This is a genomic window from Arthrobacter melezitosi (assembly GCF_054511055.1).
The window spans coordinates 182,468-197,557 of sequence record NZ_JBTNDJ010000005.1; the positions used below are offsets into that span (position 1 = coordinate 182,468).

General features: G+C 70.1%; 7 protein-coding genes and 2 tRNA genes. 2 read left to right on the forward strand and 7 right to left on the reverse strand.

From position 1 onward, the window contains the following. Positions 1 to 66: 66 nt before the first annotated feature. The 3 genes from ACX80W_RS08255 to ACX80W_RS08265 form a co-directional block, all read right to left on the reverse strand. Positions 67 to 447, reverse strand: a complete 381-nt coding sequence (locus ACX80W_RS08255) for a thioredoxin family protein (RefSeq protein WP_459282167.1) — start codon at positions 445 to 447, stop codon at positions 67 to 69. 250 nt (positions 448 to 697) lie between these two features. Continuing rightward, positions 698 to 1,711 carry a pirin family protein gene (locus ACX80W_RS08260; protein ID WP_459282169.1) on the reverse strand — a complete coding sequence of 338 codons (1,014 nt, stop codon included), beginning with the start codon at positions 1,709 to 1,711 and terminating at the stop codon, positions 698 to 700. A 57-nt stretch (positions 1,712 to 1,768) separates the two neighbouring features. Beyond that, positions 1,769 to 3,175 carry a phosphomannomutase/phosphoglucomutase gene (locus tag ACX80W_RS08265; protein WP_459282171.1) on the reverse strand — a complete coding sequence of 469 codons (1,407 nt, stop codon included), beginning with the start codon at positions 3,173 to 3,175 and terminating at the stop codon, positions 1,769 to 1,771. A gap of 95 nt (positions 3,176 to 3,270) precedes the next feature. Between ACX80W_RS08265 and ACX80W_RS08270 the strand changes: the two genes are divergently transcribed. Next, positions 3,271 to 5,385, forward strand: coding sequence for a RecQ family ATP-dependent DNA helicase (locus tag ACX80W_RS08270; protein WP_459282173.1), 2,115 nt, complete (start codon positions 3,271 to 3,273; stop codon positions 5,383 to 5,385). Between the two features lie 56 nt (positions 5,386 to 5,441). On the opposite strand, the gene ACX80W_RS08275 is transcribed toward ACX80W_RS08270, so the two are convergent. Beyond that, positions 5,442 to 5,529: transfer RNA gene (locus ACX80W_RS08275), tRNA-Ser, on the reverse strand. A 109-nt stretch (positions 5,530 to 5,638) separates the two neighbouring features. Beyond that, positions 5,639 to 7,720: a prolyl oligopeptidase family serine peptidase gene (locus tag ACX80W_RS08280; protein WP_459282175.1), complete on the reverse strand. Its 2,082-nt coding sequence runs from the start codon at positions 7,718 to 7,720 to the stop codon at positions 5,639 to 5,641. A 55-nt stretch (positions 7,721 to 7,775) separates the two neighbouring features. Between ACX80W_RS08280 and ACX80W_RS08285 the strand changes: the two genes are divergently transcribed. Then, on the forward strand, positions 7,776 to 9,740 hold the full coding sequence (locus ACX80W_RS08285) for an FAD/NAD(P)-binding protein (RefSeq protein ID WP_459282177.1): 1,965 nt from the start codon (positions 7,776 to 7,778) through the stop codon (positions 9,738 to 9,740). A gap of 203 nt (positions 9,741 to 9,943) precedes the next feature. Here the strand turns inward: ACX80W_RS08285 and ACX80W_RS08290 are convergent, their stop codons facing one another. Further along, positions 9,944 to 14,395 carry an ExeM/NucH family extracellular endonuclease gene (locus ACX80W_RS08290; protein ID WP_459282179.1) on the reverse strand — a complete coding sequence of 1,484 codons (4,452 nt, stop codon included), beginning with the start codon at positions 14,393 to 14,395 and terminating at the stop codon, positions 9,944 to 9,946. 565 nt (positions 14,396 to 14,960) lie between these two features. Further along, a tRNA-Ser gene (locus ACX80W_RS08295) sits at positions 14,961 to 15,048 on the reverse strand. Between the last annotated feature and the right edge of the window lie 42 nt (positions 15,049 to 15,090).

Below are 15,090 nucleotides of genomic sequence, written 5' to 3' on the forward strand. Positions count from 1 at the left end.
TACGACGAAGCCCCCGTCTCGGGTTTGGAGGCGGGGGCTTCGTCGTCGTCCGGCGGGTGCAATCCGTTAGCTGGCGTCAGCCTCGGCGGCGTCCTGCTTGGCGATCTGCTCGTGGACGGCCTTCATGTCCAGGCCCTTGACGGCGTCGACGAGCTCGGAGAACTGCGAGGAGTTCAGCGCACCGGGCTGGGAGAAGACCAGGACGTTCTCGCGGAACGCCATCAGCGTCGGGATGGAGGTGATTCCCGCGGCGGCGGCCAGGGACTGCTCGGCCTCGGTGTCGACCTTGGCGAAGACGACGTCTTCGTGCTTCTGGGAGGCGGCGTCGTAGACCGGGGCGAACCGGGTGCACGGGCCGCACCAGTCGGCCCAGAAGTCGACGAACACGATGTCGTTGTTCTCGATGGTCTCGGGGAAGCTTGCCTCGGTGATGTCGATGGTTGCCATGGGGGACTCCTTCAGTGAGGTGGGTGAATGCGGCTGCAGCCGGGGCGGCGCAGGCCCGGCCGGTGCTCCGGCCGGTGCAGAGTTGCGCCCGCCTGTTTCAGAACCCGCGGCGTCCGCCGCGCATTCCTGCGTCCCGCCGCATGCAGGAGGCAGCCGAAACTCCATCAAGGCTACCAGTTCTCACGCTAAAAGCAAATTCAAAGCGTGAGACATCTCCCGACGTGCCCCCGTGGGGCTTAGGCGCTGCGGCTCAGGCGTGGCGTGGATGGCCGTTCCGCGTCCGGGGCCGCAGGCGCGCATTGGGGAGCACCGGCGCGGGCAGGGGACGCAGTCCGCTGTCCGGCGGCAGGCCGAACCGGGGTGCGCCGTTGGCGGGCTCCGCCGCGGGTTCCAGCTCGGCTGCCCAGGCGGCGCGGAACTCGACGATCTCTTCGTGAGTTCGCCCCACAAAGTTCCACCACATCACGATGTCCTCGTCGAACGGTTCTCCGCCGATCACGATCAGGGTGGCCGGTCCGTCCCCGGTGGCGGTGACCTCGAGGGTTGTCGCTCCGGGGGCCACATAGGCCAGCTCCCGGGCCGCGGCCGCGGTCCCGTTGACCTCAACGGATCCGGAGTCGACAAGGATGCCGTGCTCGAACCCGGGCTGGACCTCGAAGGAGGCGCTGTGCCCGGCCGCGAGCCGGAGTTCGGCGCCGACCAGGGGCGAATGGGTGGCGACCGGTGAGGTGGCGCCGCCGAAGGTGCCCAGGAAGACGCTGAGGGTGTACCCGTCACCTGCGACCGGTTCCGGGGCGTAGTGCTCGAAGGTGCGGTCGGTGTGCCGGGTGGCGTCGGGGAGCGCCAGCCACAGCTGGACTCCGTGCATCATCGTGGCGGCCGGGGTCGCCACCTCGGAGTGGGAGATGCCCGAGCCCGCGGTCATGAGGTTCAGTTGCCCGGGCCGGATCAGGGCGTGGTTGCCGGCACTGTCGCGGTGCTCGATCTCGCCGGCGAAAAGCCAGCTCACGGTCTGCAGCCCGGTGTGGGGGTGCGGGGGTACAAACATGCCGCCGGAGACGCCCACGGGCTCCGGGCCGTAGTGGTCAAGGAAGCACCACGCCCCGATCAGCGACCGGCTGCGCTGGGGCAGCGTGCGCCGTACATCCATTGCGCGGGGCCCCCCGAGCGGGACCTCCCGCGGCTCCAGGATTTCCACGAGGCCGGGTGCCTCGTCCCCGCTGCTGCACACAACGGGCGTCGGGTCGATTTCCAAATTGCTCATTCTTATCTCCAGGAGGGGGTGAAGGGCGGCGCGCCCGGGGCGGGCCGCCCTGCGGGGTCAGCGGCGCACCAGCGCCAGGACCCGGTCGGCGAGGTCGCGGAGGGTCTCCGGATCCTCGGCCTCGGCATTGAGCCGAAGATATGGTTCGGTGTTGGAAGGGCGCAGGTTGAACCACCAGTTCCCCTGGGAGGAGGTGAACGTGAGCCCGTCGAGGGTGTCGACGGCGACGCCGTTCCCCTCGAACTCGGCACGGACGCGGGCGATGGCCGCGGGCACGTCGGCGACCTTGGAGTTGACCTCGCCCGTCGAGAAATAGGGTTCGTACTCCCGGCCCAGTTCGGACAGCGGGCCCTCCTGCTCCCCGAGGGCCGCGAGCACGTGCATGGCGGCGAGCATGCCGGTGTCGGCATACCAGAAGTCGCGGAAGTAGTAGTGGGCCGAGTGCTCCCCGCCGAAGACGGCGCCCTCAGAGGCCATGAGCGCCTTGATGAAGGAGTGGCCGACCCGGGTGCGGACCGGCCGGCCGCCCTCACGGAGGACAAGCTCGGGGACAGCGCGCGAGGTGATCAGGTTGTGGATGATCACCGGGGTTTCCTCCCCGTTGGCGCGGGCCCGGGCGATCTCGCGCCGGGCGACCATCGCCGTGATCGCGCTGGGGGAGACCGGGTTGCCCTGCTCGTCGATGACGAAGCAGCGGTCGGCGTCGCCGTCGAACGCCAGGCCGATGTCCGCGCCGTGGGCGATCACGGCGGCCTGCAGGTCCAACAGGTTGTCGGGCTCAAGCGGGTTCGCCGGGTGGTTCGGGAAGGAGCCGTCGAGCTCGAAGTAGAGCGGGACGATCTCCAGCGGCAGCCCCGGCAGGAGCCGGTCGCCGAGCACGGCGGGGGTGGTCAGCCCGGCCATCCCGTTGCCCGCGTCGACGACGACCTTGAGCGGGCGCGAACCGGAAAGGTCGACCTGGGCGCGCAGGAACCTCGAGTACTCCTCGAGGACATCCCGGACGCCGATCGAGCCGGGATTCTCCACGGCGGGGATGAAGCCGCGGTCGAGGTACTGCTCGGCGAGCTTCTGGACCTCGTTGAGCCCGGTCTCCGAGGAGACCGGCACGGCGCCGGGGCGGGTCATCTTCATCCCGTTGTACTGGGCGGGGTTGTGGCTTGCGGTGAAGGTCACACCCGCGGCGCCCAGCATCCCGCTTGCGTAGTACAGCTCGTCGGTCGAGATGAGGTCGAGGAGCAGGACGTTGGCGCCGCGGCGGGTCGCGCCCTTGGCGAAGGCGCTGCAGAACTCGGGGGAGGAGGGCCGCATGTCCCCGCCCACGAGGACCGTCTCTCCCGCGAGATCAAGCGAATCCACGAAGGCCGCGCCGACCGCCGTCACGGTCTCGACCGTGATGGTCTCGCCAACGATGCCCCGTACGTCGTAGGCCTTGAAAGACGCTGAAAGATCCGCGGGAGTGTTCATTCCTGAAGTGTATCGCTGGCCCGCATCCGGTCTAGGACTGTCCACATACCATCCGCCGGTCAATTCCTGGGGGTGGCGGCTGGAATACTTGGCCCATGGCCGACACGATCACCCTCTACGACCAGGCGACCGCGATCCTCCGCACCCTCGTGGGCCGCGACGACGCCCGCTTCCACGATGGGCAGTTCGAAGCGATCCAGGCACTGGTGGAGGGAGGGCGCCGCGCCCTCGTTGTCCAGCGCACCGGCTGGGGAAAGTCCGCCGTGTACTTCGTGGCGAGCCTGCTGCTGCGCTCGCGCGGTGCCGGGCCCACACTCATCGTGTCCCCGCTGCTGGCCCTGATGCGCGACCAGGTGGCCGCCGCGGCCCGGGCGGGCGTGCGCGCGGAGGCGATCAACTCCGCCAACCAGACCGAGTGGCAGGAGGTGACGGCCCGGCTCGAGGCGAACGAGGTGGACGTCCTGCTGGTCTCGCCCGAACGGCTCAACAACCCCGCCTTCCGAGAACGGCAGCTTCCCGAACTCATCCGGCGCACCGGGCTCCTGGTGATCGATGAGGCGCACTGCATCTCGGACTGGGGCCACGACTTCCGCCCCGACTACCGCCGCCTGCGCGAACTCATCGGCACCCTCCCGCAGGGGGTGCCGGTGCTCGCCACCACCGCGACGGCCAACACCCGCGTGGTGCACGACGTCGAGGAGCAGCTGGGAACCGGCGGCGCCGAGGTCTTCACGCTGCGCGGCCGGCTCTCCCGGGATTCCCTGCGGCTCGGCGTCCTGCGCCTGCCGAGCCCGCGCTCGCGCCTCGCCTGGCTGCTCACCCACCTCGATGACCTGCCCGGCAGCGGCATCATCTACACCCTCACCGTTTCGGCGGCCGAGGACACCGCCCGCCTCCTGCGGGAAAACGGGCACGTCGTGCGGGCCTACACCGGCCGCACCGACCCCGCCGACCGGGAGGCGGCCGAGGCGGCGCTGAAGAACAACGAGGTCAAGGCGCTCATCGCCACCAGCGCCCTCGGCATGGGGTTCGACAAGCCCGACCTCGGATTCGTCGTGCACCTCGGGGCGCCCTCCTCCCCGGTGGCCTACTACCAGCAGGTGGGCCGGGCCGGCCGCGGCACGCCCAACGCCGATGTGCTGCTGCTGCCCGGGCCGGAGGACCGCGACATCTGGGAGTACTTCGCCACGGCGTCGATGCCGTCCGAGCACGCGGCCCAGCGGGTCCTTGCCGAACTGGAGCCGGGCGTGGTCCTGTCCACGCCGGCGCTGGAGGCGCGGGTGAACCTCAAACGCTCACCGCTCGAGTTGCTGCTCAAGGTGCTCGACGTCGACGGCGCGGTCCGCAAGGTCAGCGGCGGGTGGGAAAGCACCGGGCAGCCCTGGGGCTACGACGCCGACCGCTACACCCGGATCCAGCAGGCGCGCATTGCCGAGCAGCGCTCGATGCTCGATTACGAGAACACCTCCGGCTGCCGGATGGAGTTCCTCGCCCACGCCCTCGATGACCCGACCGCCGCCCCCTGCGGGCGCTGCGACAACTGCGCGGGTAAGTGGTACTCCGACGAGGTGGCCCACGACGCCTCCGACAACGCCGCACAGGCCCTCAGCCGGGTCGGCGTCGAGCTCGAGCCGCGCGGGCAGTGGCCCTCGGGCATGGACAAGCTCGGGGTGCCGGTGAAGGGCAAGCTGAAGGCGGACGAAGTCAGCGCCCCCGGCAGGGCCCTGGCCCGCATGACGGACCTCGGCTGGGGCACCCAGCTGCGCACGCTGCTCGCCGACGCCACCCCGGACGCCCCGCTGGAGCGCGGCGTCATCGAGGCGTGCATCAAGGTCCTCGCGCAGTGGAACTGGGAGACCCGGCCCGTCGCCGTCGTCGCCATGCCGTCCCGGCGGCACCCCCAGCTCATCGGGTCACTGGCCCAGGCCCTCGCCGGGGTCGGGCGGATCCCGTACCTGGGCACCCTGACCACCCCCAACGGCTGGCCGGAGGGGGCGCCGGGAGGAAACAGCGCCTTCCGCCTCGCCTCGGTGTGGAACCGCTTCCAGGTGCCCGACGAGGGCCCGGCCTGGTTCGCCGCGAACCCCGGACCGGTGCTGCTGGTCGACGACCTCGCGGACAGCCGGTGGACGATCACGGTGGCCGGGCGGGCGCTGCGGCAGGCCGGTGCCGAAGCGGTGCTGCCCTTCGCGCTGGCGCTGCGGGCCTGAACCGGCCGGGAACGCAAAAAGACCCCCTGTTCCCAGGGGGTCTTTTGCATTGAGTGCGGAGACGGGGGGATTTGAACCCCCGGTAGGCTTTAGGCCCACACTTCATTAGCAGTGAAGCCCATTCGGCCGCTCTGGCACGTCTCCAGCGGCTATTGCTAGCCACCCAAGGGTACCCAGAAGGGGCAGCCAAGAGCAAAACAGTGGGCCCCTCCCGGGCGGGGGACCCAAGCCGGCACCCGCCCGGGCCCCCGGGCTAGAGGGAACCGGTCAGCGCCTTCCACAGGAACTCGTGGCTCATCGCGTGCATCCGGGCGGCCTGGCGGTTGTCGGAGGCCCCGGCATGGCCGCCCTCGAGCGCCTCGTGGAACCAGACGTCCCCGATGCCCATCGCCTTCATGCGGGCCGCCATCTTGCGGGCCTGCACCGGGCCGACCCGGTCATCGCTTGTGGCGGTCCAGATCAGGGTCTTGGGGTAGTCCACCCCGCTGCGCAGCAGGTGGTAGGGGGAGAAGGTGCGGATGAACTCCCACTCCTCGGGCCGGTCCGGGTCGCCGTACTCGGCGATCCAGGAGTAGCCGGCCGAGAGCTTCGTGTAGCGGCGCATGTCCAGCAGCGGCACACCGCAGGAGATGGCGCCGAACAGCTCCGGGTAGCTGGTGAGCATATTGCCCACCAGCAGGCCGCCGTTGCTGCGTCCCGTGCAGCCGAGCAGTGCCGGCACCGTCACGCCGCGCTCCACGAGGTCGCGGGCGATGGCGGCGAAGTCCTCGTACGCGCGGTGCCGGTTCTCCCGCAGGGCCGCGGCATGCCAGCCGGGGCCGTACTCGCCGCCGCCGCGGATGTTCGCCAGCACGTACACCCCTGCGCGGCCCTCGGGCGTGCGCCGCTCCAGCCAGCTCCTGCCGATGACCCCGCTGTAGGCAGGGGTCAGGGCGTGCTCGAAGCCGCCGTAGCCGGACAGGAGCGTCGGGTTCGCGCCGTCGAGCACGAGGTCATTCGCCGCGACCTGGAAATAGGGGACCTTGGTGCCGTCCGCGGACACCGCGAAATGCTGCTCCACGGCGTAGGCGTCCTCGTCGAAGAAGGCCGGGGTGGCCTTGACCGGCGCGTGCCCGGATCCGATGGTGCCCCGGCTCAGGGTCGACGGCGTGAGGAAGCCGGTCGACACCAGCCAGTAGTCGTCTCCGGCGTCGTCGTCCTCGTCGTCGACCGCGTAGGCGTCGACGCTGTGGAGGGCCGGGGCATCGAGGGACTGCTGCGACCAGCCGTCGGCCGGGTCGAGGATGAGGATCTCCGAGGAGACGTCCCGGAGCAGGTTCAGCAGGAGGTGGTTCCGGGTCCAGCTCCAGGACTGCAGGGATGTCGAGGCGTCGGGGGCGAAGAGGATCCGCAGCGCCCGGTCGCCGGCGAGGAAGTCCTCGAAGCCGATGGCGAGCAGCGACCCGGCCGGGTAGGTGGTGCCGGCGACGGTCCAGTCGGTGCGGGGGCGCAGCACCAGCCATTCGCGGTGGAGGGAGACATTGATGTCGTCGGGCAGGTCGAGCTGGACCCAGTCCCCGCCGCGCCGGACGTGGGTGCGGTGCGAATAGAAGTCGATGGTGTCGATGGCGATGTCCCGTTCGAACCCGGGCGTCGGGTCGTGCACGACGACGGCCATCATGTGTTCGGCGGGGATCTCGAAGTAGAGCTCGGCGTCGGCAAGGTCGGAGCCCCGGGCGAGGGTGCGCACCGTGCGCGGGTAGGAGCTCGATGTCATGGAGCCGGGCCCGAAGTCGGTGCCGACGTACAGGGTGTCCGGGCCGGCCCAGCTGATCCGGCTCTTCGCCGTCGGGATGTCGAAGCCGTCCTCGACGAAGGAGCGGGTGGGGACGTCGTACTCCCGGTAACGGGCGGCGTCGCCGCCGTCGGGGGAGAGCACGACCAGGGCGCGGGTGTACTCCTGCCCCTCCGGGGGCCGCAGGAACATCGCCCCGCCCCACACCCATTCGGTGCCCTCGGCGGCGCTCAGGGCATCGACGTCGAGCAGGGTCTCCCACTCGGGGTCCTCGGTGCTGTAGCTCTCCCAGCTGGTGCGCCGCCACAGGCCCTTGGGGTGGGCGGCGTCGCGCCAGAAGTTGTAGTAGTGGGCGCCGCGCTTGGCCACCATCGGGATCCGGTCGGTGGAGTCGAGCACCTCGAGCACCCCGGCCTCGAGCTTCAGGAAGCCCGGATCGATGAGCATCTCCTCGGTGACCGCGTTCTGCGCGCGGACCCAGTCGAGCGGGCGCTCGCCGTAGATGTCCTCGAGCCAGAGGAACTCGTCGTCGGCGGGTGCGTGCTCCGGTGTGCTGTTCATAGTGCCATCCTAAGCAGGCGCGGGAGCACCCCTGCCTGTTCGATAGGCTTGGCCAATGATCAGCAGAGAGGGCGCGGACGTTGCCGTAATCGGTGGCGGACCCCGCGGCACCTCGGTCGTTGAGCGGCTGATCGCCCACCGGAGAGCGTTCGCCGGCCCGCAGGAGCCCCTCACCATCCACGTCGTCGACCCGTTCGACCCGGGTCCGGGGCATGTCTGGCGGACCGACCAGTCGCGGCTCTTCCTCATGAACACCCCCTCCCTGTTCCCCACCGTCGTGCCGGTGGGGGAGGCCGCCGCGGCGGTTCCGCCGTCGCCGGTGCCGGTCGACTTCGACTCCTGGCGGCGCCTCGCCGCGGTGGGCGGCGTGGACGGCCTGACGGCGGCGGAGACCGCCGAAGCCGGACGGGTCGGCAGCGCGGGGTTCCCCAGCCGGGCGCTCTACGGGCGCTACCTCGCCTGGGTCTATGAGGCGCTGGTCTCCGACCCGGGCGACGGCGTGCGGGTGATCCACCACCGGCGGGAGGCGCTGTCCCTCCGCCGCGCCGGCGCGCGCTGGGGGCTGCAGCTCGATGGGGGAGAGGTCCTGGCGGTCGACGGCGTCGTCCTCGCGCTGGGGCACCTGCCGGCACGGCTCACCCCGGAGCAGGGCGTCCTCCAGGACGGCGCGGCCCGCCATGGACTCCAATATTGGCCGCCGGCCGTCCCGGGGGACCTCGACTGGAAGCGGCTGCCCGCGGGCAAGGACGTGCTCATCCGGGGGCTCGGGCTCAACTTCTTCGACGTCATGATCCAGCTGACCGAGGGGCGCGGCGGCCGGTTCGCCGATGACGGTACCGGCAGGCTCGCCTACACGCCGTCGGGCCGCGAGCCGGTGCTCATCGCGGCCTCGCGCCGCGGCGTTCCCTACCGGGCCAAGGCCGCGATCGACAGCTACATCCCTCGCAGCGTCAGCCTGTCCTATTGCACGAACGAAACCCTGGGCGCGTTCGCCGAGGCCGGCATCCAGCCGGGGTTCGACCACGACGTGTGGCCGCTGCTGCACCGCGACGTCCTCGCGGCGTACTACGGAACCCTCGCCCGCGTCCGGCCCGGTGCGTTCCTGGGCCCGGCCGATGCCGCCCTGGCGGAGCTGCGCGCGGCGCTGGACACCGCCGGCCCCGGCTGGCCGCCCGCCCTGCAGGAGGTGCTCGACCGCGCCGTGCCCGCGGAGCTGCAGCTGAAGGTCGAGGCCCTGGCGCAGCCCTTCGCGGGACGCCACTTCGAGGACGGCGCTGCCCTGACACAGGCCGTCCTGGCCTACCTCGACGAGGACGCCGCCGGCTCGGCCCGCGGGGAGGACGACCCCCTCAAGATGGCGATCGGGGCGCTGAACGCCGGACGGACGGTGATCAAGCAGGCCGTGGCCGACGGCGGGCTCACCGACTCCGGCTGGTACGCCGAACTCCGGGGCTGGTTCGAGCCGCTCGTCGAAGGTCTCGCCAGCGGGCCGCCGCCACTGCGCATCGCGCAGCTCGCCGCGCTCGTGCGGGCAGACCTGGTGCGGTTCGTTGGGCCGAATCCGCAGTTCGCGCTCGACCCCGATGACGGCGTCTTCCGGGCCTCCTCACCGTGGGTCGGGGGATCGGGCTTCACTGCCCAGTACCTCGTCGAGGCGATGATGCCCGCGAACCAGGTGTCGACGAGCCTGTCCGTGCTCATGCGGCAGATGCTCGAGGAGGGCGTGGTGCGTCCGCGGCTGCGGATGGCCGAGGACGGGGTGCCTGTCGTCTCGGCCGGCCTTGACGTGACGCTGCCGCCCTACCGGCCCCTGAGCGGCACCGGCGAGGCGCAGCCCGGGCTGTACGTGTGCGGGCTGCAACTCTCGTCGGTCCAGTGGGGCACGGCCATCGCGGCCGAGGCCGGGGCGTCCCTGGATGCGGGGGCGCGGACCCTGCGCGATACCGACTCCATTGCGGAGGCGCTGCTGGCCTCGCTTCGGGACTCTCCGGACCTGCAGCCGGTGGAGCGCGGCGCGTAGGTTCGGTGATTGTGCAGCTAACCGCGCTGTGCCCTGTCCCTTCGCGGCGAGTCTGCAGATAACCCCGCTTAGCGCCGCCCAAAGGGTGGTTACGTGCAGTTTCGGCGGGGGTGCGAGAGGCCCGACGGCGTGGCCCGCCCCTTAAACAACTCCGGGTCTGCACGGAGAACCGTGCAGACCCGGAGCCTAACGAGCTGGAACCGTCAGCTGTGACCCGGCGGGGTGCACTTCCTGCTGCCGGCCTTGTCATCGCCCTGAACCGGCTTGTCGGCCTTGGGCCCGTTGCCCTTGCCACACACCGGCTTCTCGACGACCACGGGTTCGGCCGTGACGAACAGCGTCACCGTGGTCTTCGACTCGGCGGCGGTGAGGACGATCCGCCCCGGGCCGTTCGCCGTCGTCGGGATGGTGACGGTGACGGCGGCCGACCCGGCCGTGACCGGAGTGTTCCCGAGATCGACGCGGACCCCGTCCGCTCCGACATACGCCGCGTTGAGCGAGGTGTTCACCGGGCTTCCTAGCGAGGTCAGGTCGAGCTTCGACACGGTGAACGAGGCCTGGCCGCCGGCCTGCACCCTCGTCGGCGCGTTCTGCACGAGCACGCCGCGGCGGTCGAAGGACGGCGACAGCGGGCTGTTGGCCTTCAGGTAGGAGATCCAGGCGTCGCGGTCCACCAGCCCCGAGTCGCGCACGTCGGTGCCTTCCTTGAAGGCGGCGAAGTTGTCGCCGCCCTGCGCCAGGAAGCTGAACGTGCCGATCCGGTAGCCGCGGGTCGGGTCGAGGGGCTCCCCGTCCACGGTTACCGAGGTGATCCGTGAGCCGCGCTCGCGGGCCGGGTCGTAGGTGTAGCTCACGTTGTCCGACAGGCCCAGGGCCAGGAACGACCGCGAGCTGCCCTCGGGCTGCCACTGCTGCTCGAGCAGCGCGGTGAGCTGCGCGCCGGTCAGCGTCGTGGTCCAAAGGTTGTTCACGAACGGCAGCACCGCGTTGGCCTCGGCGTAGGTGATGACGCCGTCGGGCCCGTAGTAGAGCTCATTGCGCAACCCGCCGGGGTTCGAGATGCCGATCTCGGCACCTCCCCGCTCGGGGGCGGAAAGGCTCGCCTTGAGGGAGTCCGCGACGAGGTTGCCCAGCGTCGATTCCGACGAGCGGTCGTCGCGGGTGGTGCCGATGAAGGCCGTCGTGATGTCGGCCGTGACCGACGCCACCGGCTGGCTGCCGATGACGGCCGCCTGGGCCAGGGCCGCATCGACGATGCGCTTGACCTCCGCGACCCGCGGGTAGGTGGCAACGAGCGTGTCGTTGGCCTCCGTGGTGCGGGCGACATTGCGTGCGGTGTACGACTCGACGTCGCCGGTCGCGCTGTCGACGGTCAGGGTGATCTGGCCGATGAACTCGCCGTAGGACCCGGTCTGCAGGATCGGGCGGGTCTTGCCCTCGACGCCCGGAATCGGCGCATCCCAGGCGTACTGCTTGTGCGTGTGCCCGGTGTAGATGGCGTCGACGAGCGGGGTGGTGAGGGTGACGATGTCGGCGAAGGCTCCGCCGGCCGCGACCTCCTCCTCGATCGTCCCGCCCTCGACGGCGCCGTCCCCGGCGCCGTCGTGGTACTCGGCGATGATGACGTCGGCGAGGTCCTGCGCCTCGATCTCCTTGGCCACGCGGTTGACCGCCTCCACCGGATCACCGAATTCGATGTCGGCGATGCCGCCCGGGCTCACCAGGGTGGCCGTGGATTCGGTGACGGCACCGATGACGGCGACGTCGACGCCGTCGAGCTCCAGCAGGGTGTACTCGTCGAGCACCGGGTCCTGGGTTCCCTTGGCGTAGACGTTCGCGCCGAGGTAGGGGAAGTCGGCGGCGTCGTCGACCCGGCCGGCGAGGTCGGCCAGACCGCCGTCGAACTCATGGTTCCCGACGGCCGAGGCGCGCAGGTCCAGGGCGTCGAGGACGTCGAGGGTCGGCTTGTCCTGCTGGAGGGACGAAGCGAACAGCGACGCGCCGATGTTGTCTCCGGCCGAGAGGAACGCCGAGCTGCCTTCGGGGAAGGCCGCCTTCAGTTTCTCGACGGTGCCGGCGAAGCGCACGGTGTTCGCGTCGATCCGCCCGTGGAAGTCGTTGATGTTGAGCAGGTTCAGCTCGCTCGTGCCGTCGCCCAGGTCCATGCCGACGATCACCGGGTCGTGGTCGCTGGAGCGGTAGGGATCCGGTGAGTAGTAGTCGGTGACGTTGTTGTTGTAGCGGCTGTACTCAAGCGCGACGGATTCGACGGCGTTGATGTTCCAGGTGTCCACTCCGGCCACCGTGGCATCGGCGGCCGGGGAGGCCAGGATGTGGTCGAGTGAGCCGACCATTCCGCCGAACACGTAGGAGTGGCCGTCGGTCTTGGTGCCCTGGTTGACGTACCCGGCGTCGTAGAGCACCCACATCGGGTCCTCGGCGGAGTAGGAGTTGAAGTCACCGGTGAGGAGGACCTTGTCGGTTCCGGCCTCGGCCTTGAGCCGGTCGGCGAACTCGACGAGGGCGCGGGCCTGCAGGACGCGGGCGGCGTTCCAGGCACCCTGGCCGTCCCCGGTGTCGGCGTTCTCCCCGGTGCGCGGGCCCGATCCCTTGGACTTGAAGTGGTTGGTGACCGCCAGGAAGCGGCTCTCCTCGCCGCCGTCGACGGTCTCGAAGGCCTGCGCGAGGGGCTTGCGGGCGTTCCCGAAGACGGTGTTGTCATCGAGGAGGACCGAGTCGCCAATGGGCTTCGCCGCGGCCTTCTTGTAGATGAAGGCGGTGCGGATGACGTCCTCGTTCTCCAGCGCCGGCAGCGCGGCGGGGGAGCGGACGTAGTCCCAGACCCCCGGCGTCTGCTCGTTCAGGGCCGCCGTCAGCGTCGCCAGGGCGCTGTCACGGTCCTTGCCGAACTTGGCGGAGTTCTCGACCTCGGCCAGGCTCACGACGTCGGCGCCAAGCCCGGTGATCGCCTTGACGATCTTGGCCTCCTGGCGCTCGAAGTTCTCGGCGTTCGCAGCACCGCGCACATCACAGCCGCCGCGCACCGTAATGGGGTTGCCCGAGCGGTCGTTATTGAAGGTGCAGCCGGCGACCTGGTCACCGGTGGTGGGGAAGTAGTTGAGCACGTTGAACGATGCGAGCTTCAGGGAGCCCCCGACGTCCTTCGGGCTCGCCGGGCGCTCGCCGTTGAAGGCCACCGGCTGCACGGCGCCGGCGTTGGCGGGCGATAGTTCGGTCAGCGGCTGGAACTTCCAGGCACTGTTGCGGTAGTCGAGTACGACGGGCGAGGTGAACTTGGCGTTCGACGTCACCCGGACCGGCTGGTCCACCGCGAGGTAGGGAAGCGGCCTGCCCCGGTTGGCGTCGTTGAAGAAGTTCGTCGTCGCGCCGTCGTCGAGCGCGATCCGGCGGGCGGCGTTGTCCGCGGCGACGGCGGCGTTCTCCGGCGTTCCCGGCGCCGCAACCTCGGTGGGCTGCAGCAGCGGCGCCGTGCCGGCGGCGAGGGTGATTTCGCCGTACTGGTTGAGCGCGTAGTTGTCCGTGACGGTGAAGTCGCCGGCGGGCTGCAGGAGCATGCCCTCATAGGCCTCGCGCGCGGCGTCGGTGGCGGGCAGCGGCAATGCCGCGGCCTTGACCTCCTCGGCCGGTTCGGCGAGCTTGGTGGTGCCGCCGGCCGCGACGGTGAGCTGGGTCAGACCGAAGAACTCGCCAGCCGTTCCGGTGACCTCGACAAAGTCGCTGGCGGCAACGGAGCCGACGGTGGCCGGAGAGTAGACGAAGATGGCGTCCGAGGCGTTCTGCCCCTCGGCCGCTGAGGATCCCGCGGTCTGCAGGTAGAAGCCTGCGAGACCGCCGGTGGGGTAGGCGGCGGTGACCTTGCCGCGGGTCGTCACCGTGGTGCCCTTGAGCGGGGTTTCGGTGCCGGTGCCCTGGATCTCGCGGATGGGGACGACCTGGCCCGGGACCGGGGGTTCGACGGGCGGCTCCACGGGAGGCGGCGTCGCCGTCCCGGTGGAGTTGGTGGGCGTCACCGTCGTCGACAGGGTGAAGTCGGCGGCGTTGCTGTTGGTGTCGGCGCCGTTGGTGCGGTTCATCGAGCTCTGCCCGCCGCTCGGGCCGGTCGCCCGAGCACCCTCGAACGTATTGGAGGTCCCGTAGCCCAGCAGGTCCGCCACGACGGAGTGGCCGACGACGGAGTCGGTGGGCAGCGGGTTCACGGCGGTGGCCTGGCGGGCCAGGAGGATTGTTCCGGAGCTTCCGCTGGCGTTGATCGAGCCCTTGACGTCCGGAGCGGGGAGGGCCCGGCCAGCCGTTCCATTGCTCGATCCCTGCACCAGGAAGTACCCCTTGGCGGGGATGGTGCCGGTCAGTGGAGTAACGCCGGTAGGTGCGACGGTGCCGGTCGCGGACCGGTACTGCAGGGACCACCCGTCGACGGTGACGGGGGTGTCGGTCGGGTTGTACAGCTCAACGAACTTGTTGACGTACGGCGCGCCGGTGCTGCCGCCTGTCACATACGCTTCGTTGATGACGACGCCGCCCGTGCTGGCCGGCGTCGTTTCCTCGGCGCTTGCCGGGAGTGCTGCTGCGGGCGCGGCGAGCAGTCCCACCGTCAGCACCGAGCACAGCGCGCCTTTCCATGGCGAATTGATCATTCGGTAGAACTCTCCTTGAGACTGGCTGGTGTTCAGCCGGTGAGTCCGCGGGCCCGCACTGATGGTCCGGACGGCGGTTGGTGATGGCTTAGACAGTATGGGTCACCTGTGACATACGTGACTAGTGATAATCCAACCAACGAAGAATGAACAAGAGGCGACCTCCGGGGAAGTGGCGGGAGGCAATTACTGGACTTTTCGCAGACCGTCTCGGCAGTGCGTGCTGTCCCCCCGCGTCGAGTTTGCAGCTCACCACGCTGTGGCGCGGGCGAAGGGTGGTTATCTGCGGTTTCGGCGGGAAGGCAGGAACGGGGAAGGGCTCGACGCTGACCGCCCCGGCGTCGAGTCTGCAGCTCACCACGCTATGGCGCGGGCGAAGGGTGGTTATGTGCAGTTTCGGCGGGGTCCGACCCACGAAGAGGGGGTCCGGCCCACGAAGAGGGGCTCCGACCCACGAAGAGGGGCTCCGACCCACGCAGAAGGGGCTCCGACCCACGAAGAAGAGGCTCTGACCCACGAAAAAAGGAACGGCCCCGGCTGCTGCCGGGGCCGTCCCTTCAGGGAGCGGAAGGTAAGGGATTCGAACCCTTGAGACGGGGTAACCGCCCACTGGTTTTCAAGACCAGCTCCTTCGGCCGCTCGGACAACCTTCCCTTCTGAGTAGTGTTTCATGGGAACCTGCCCCACCCAAATCC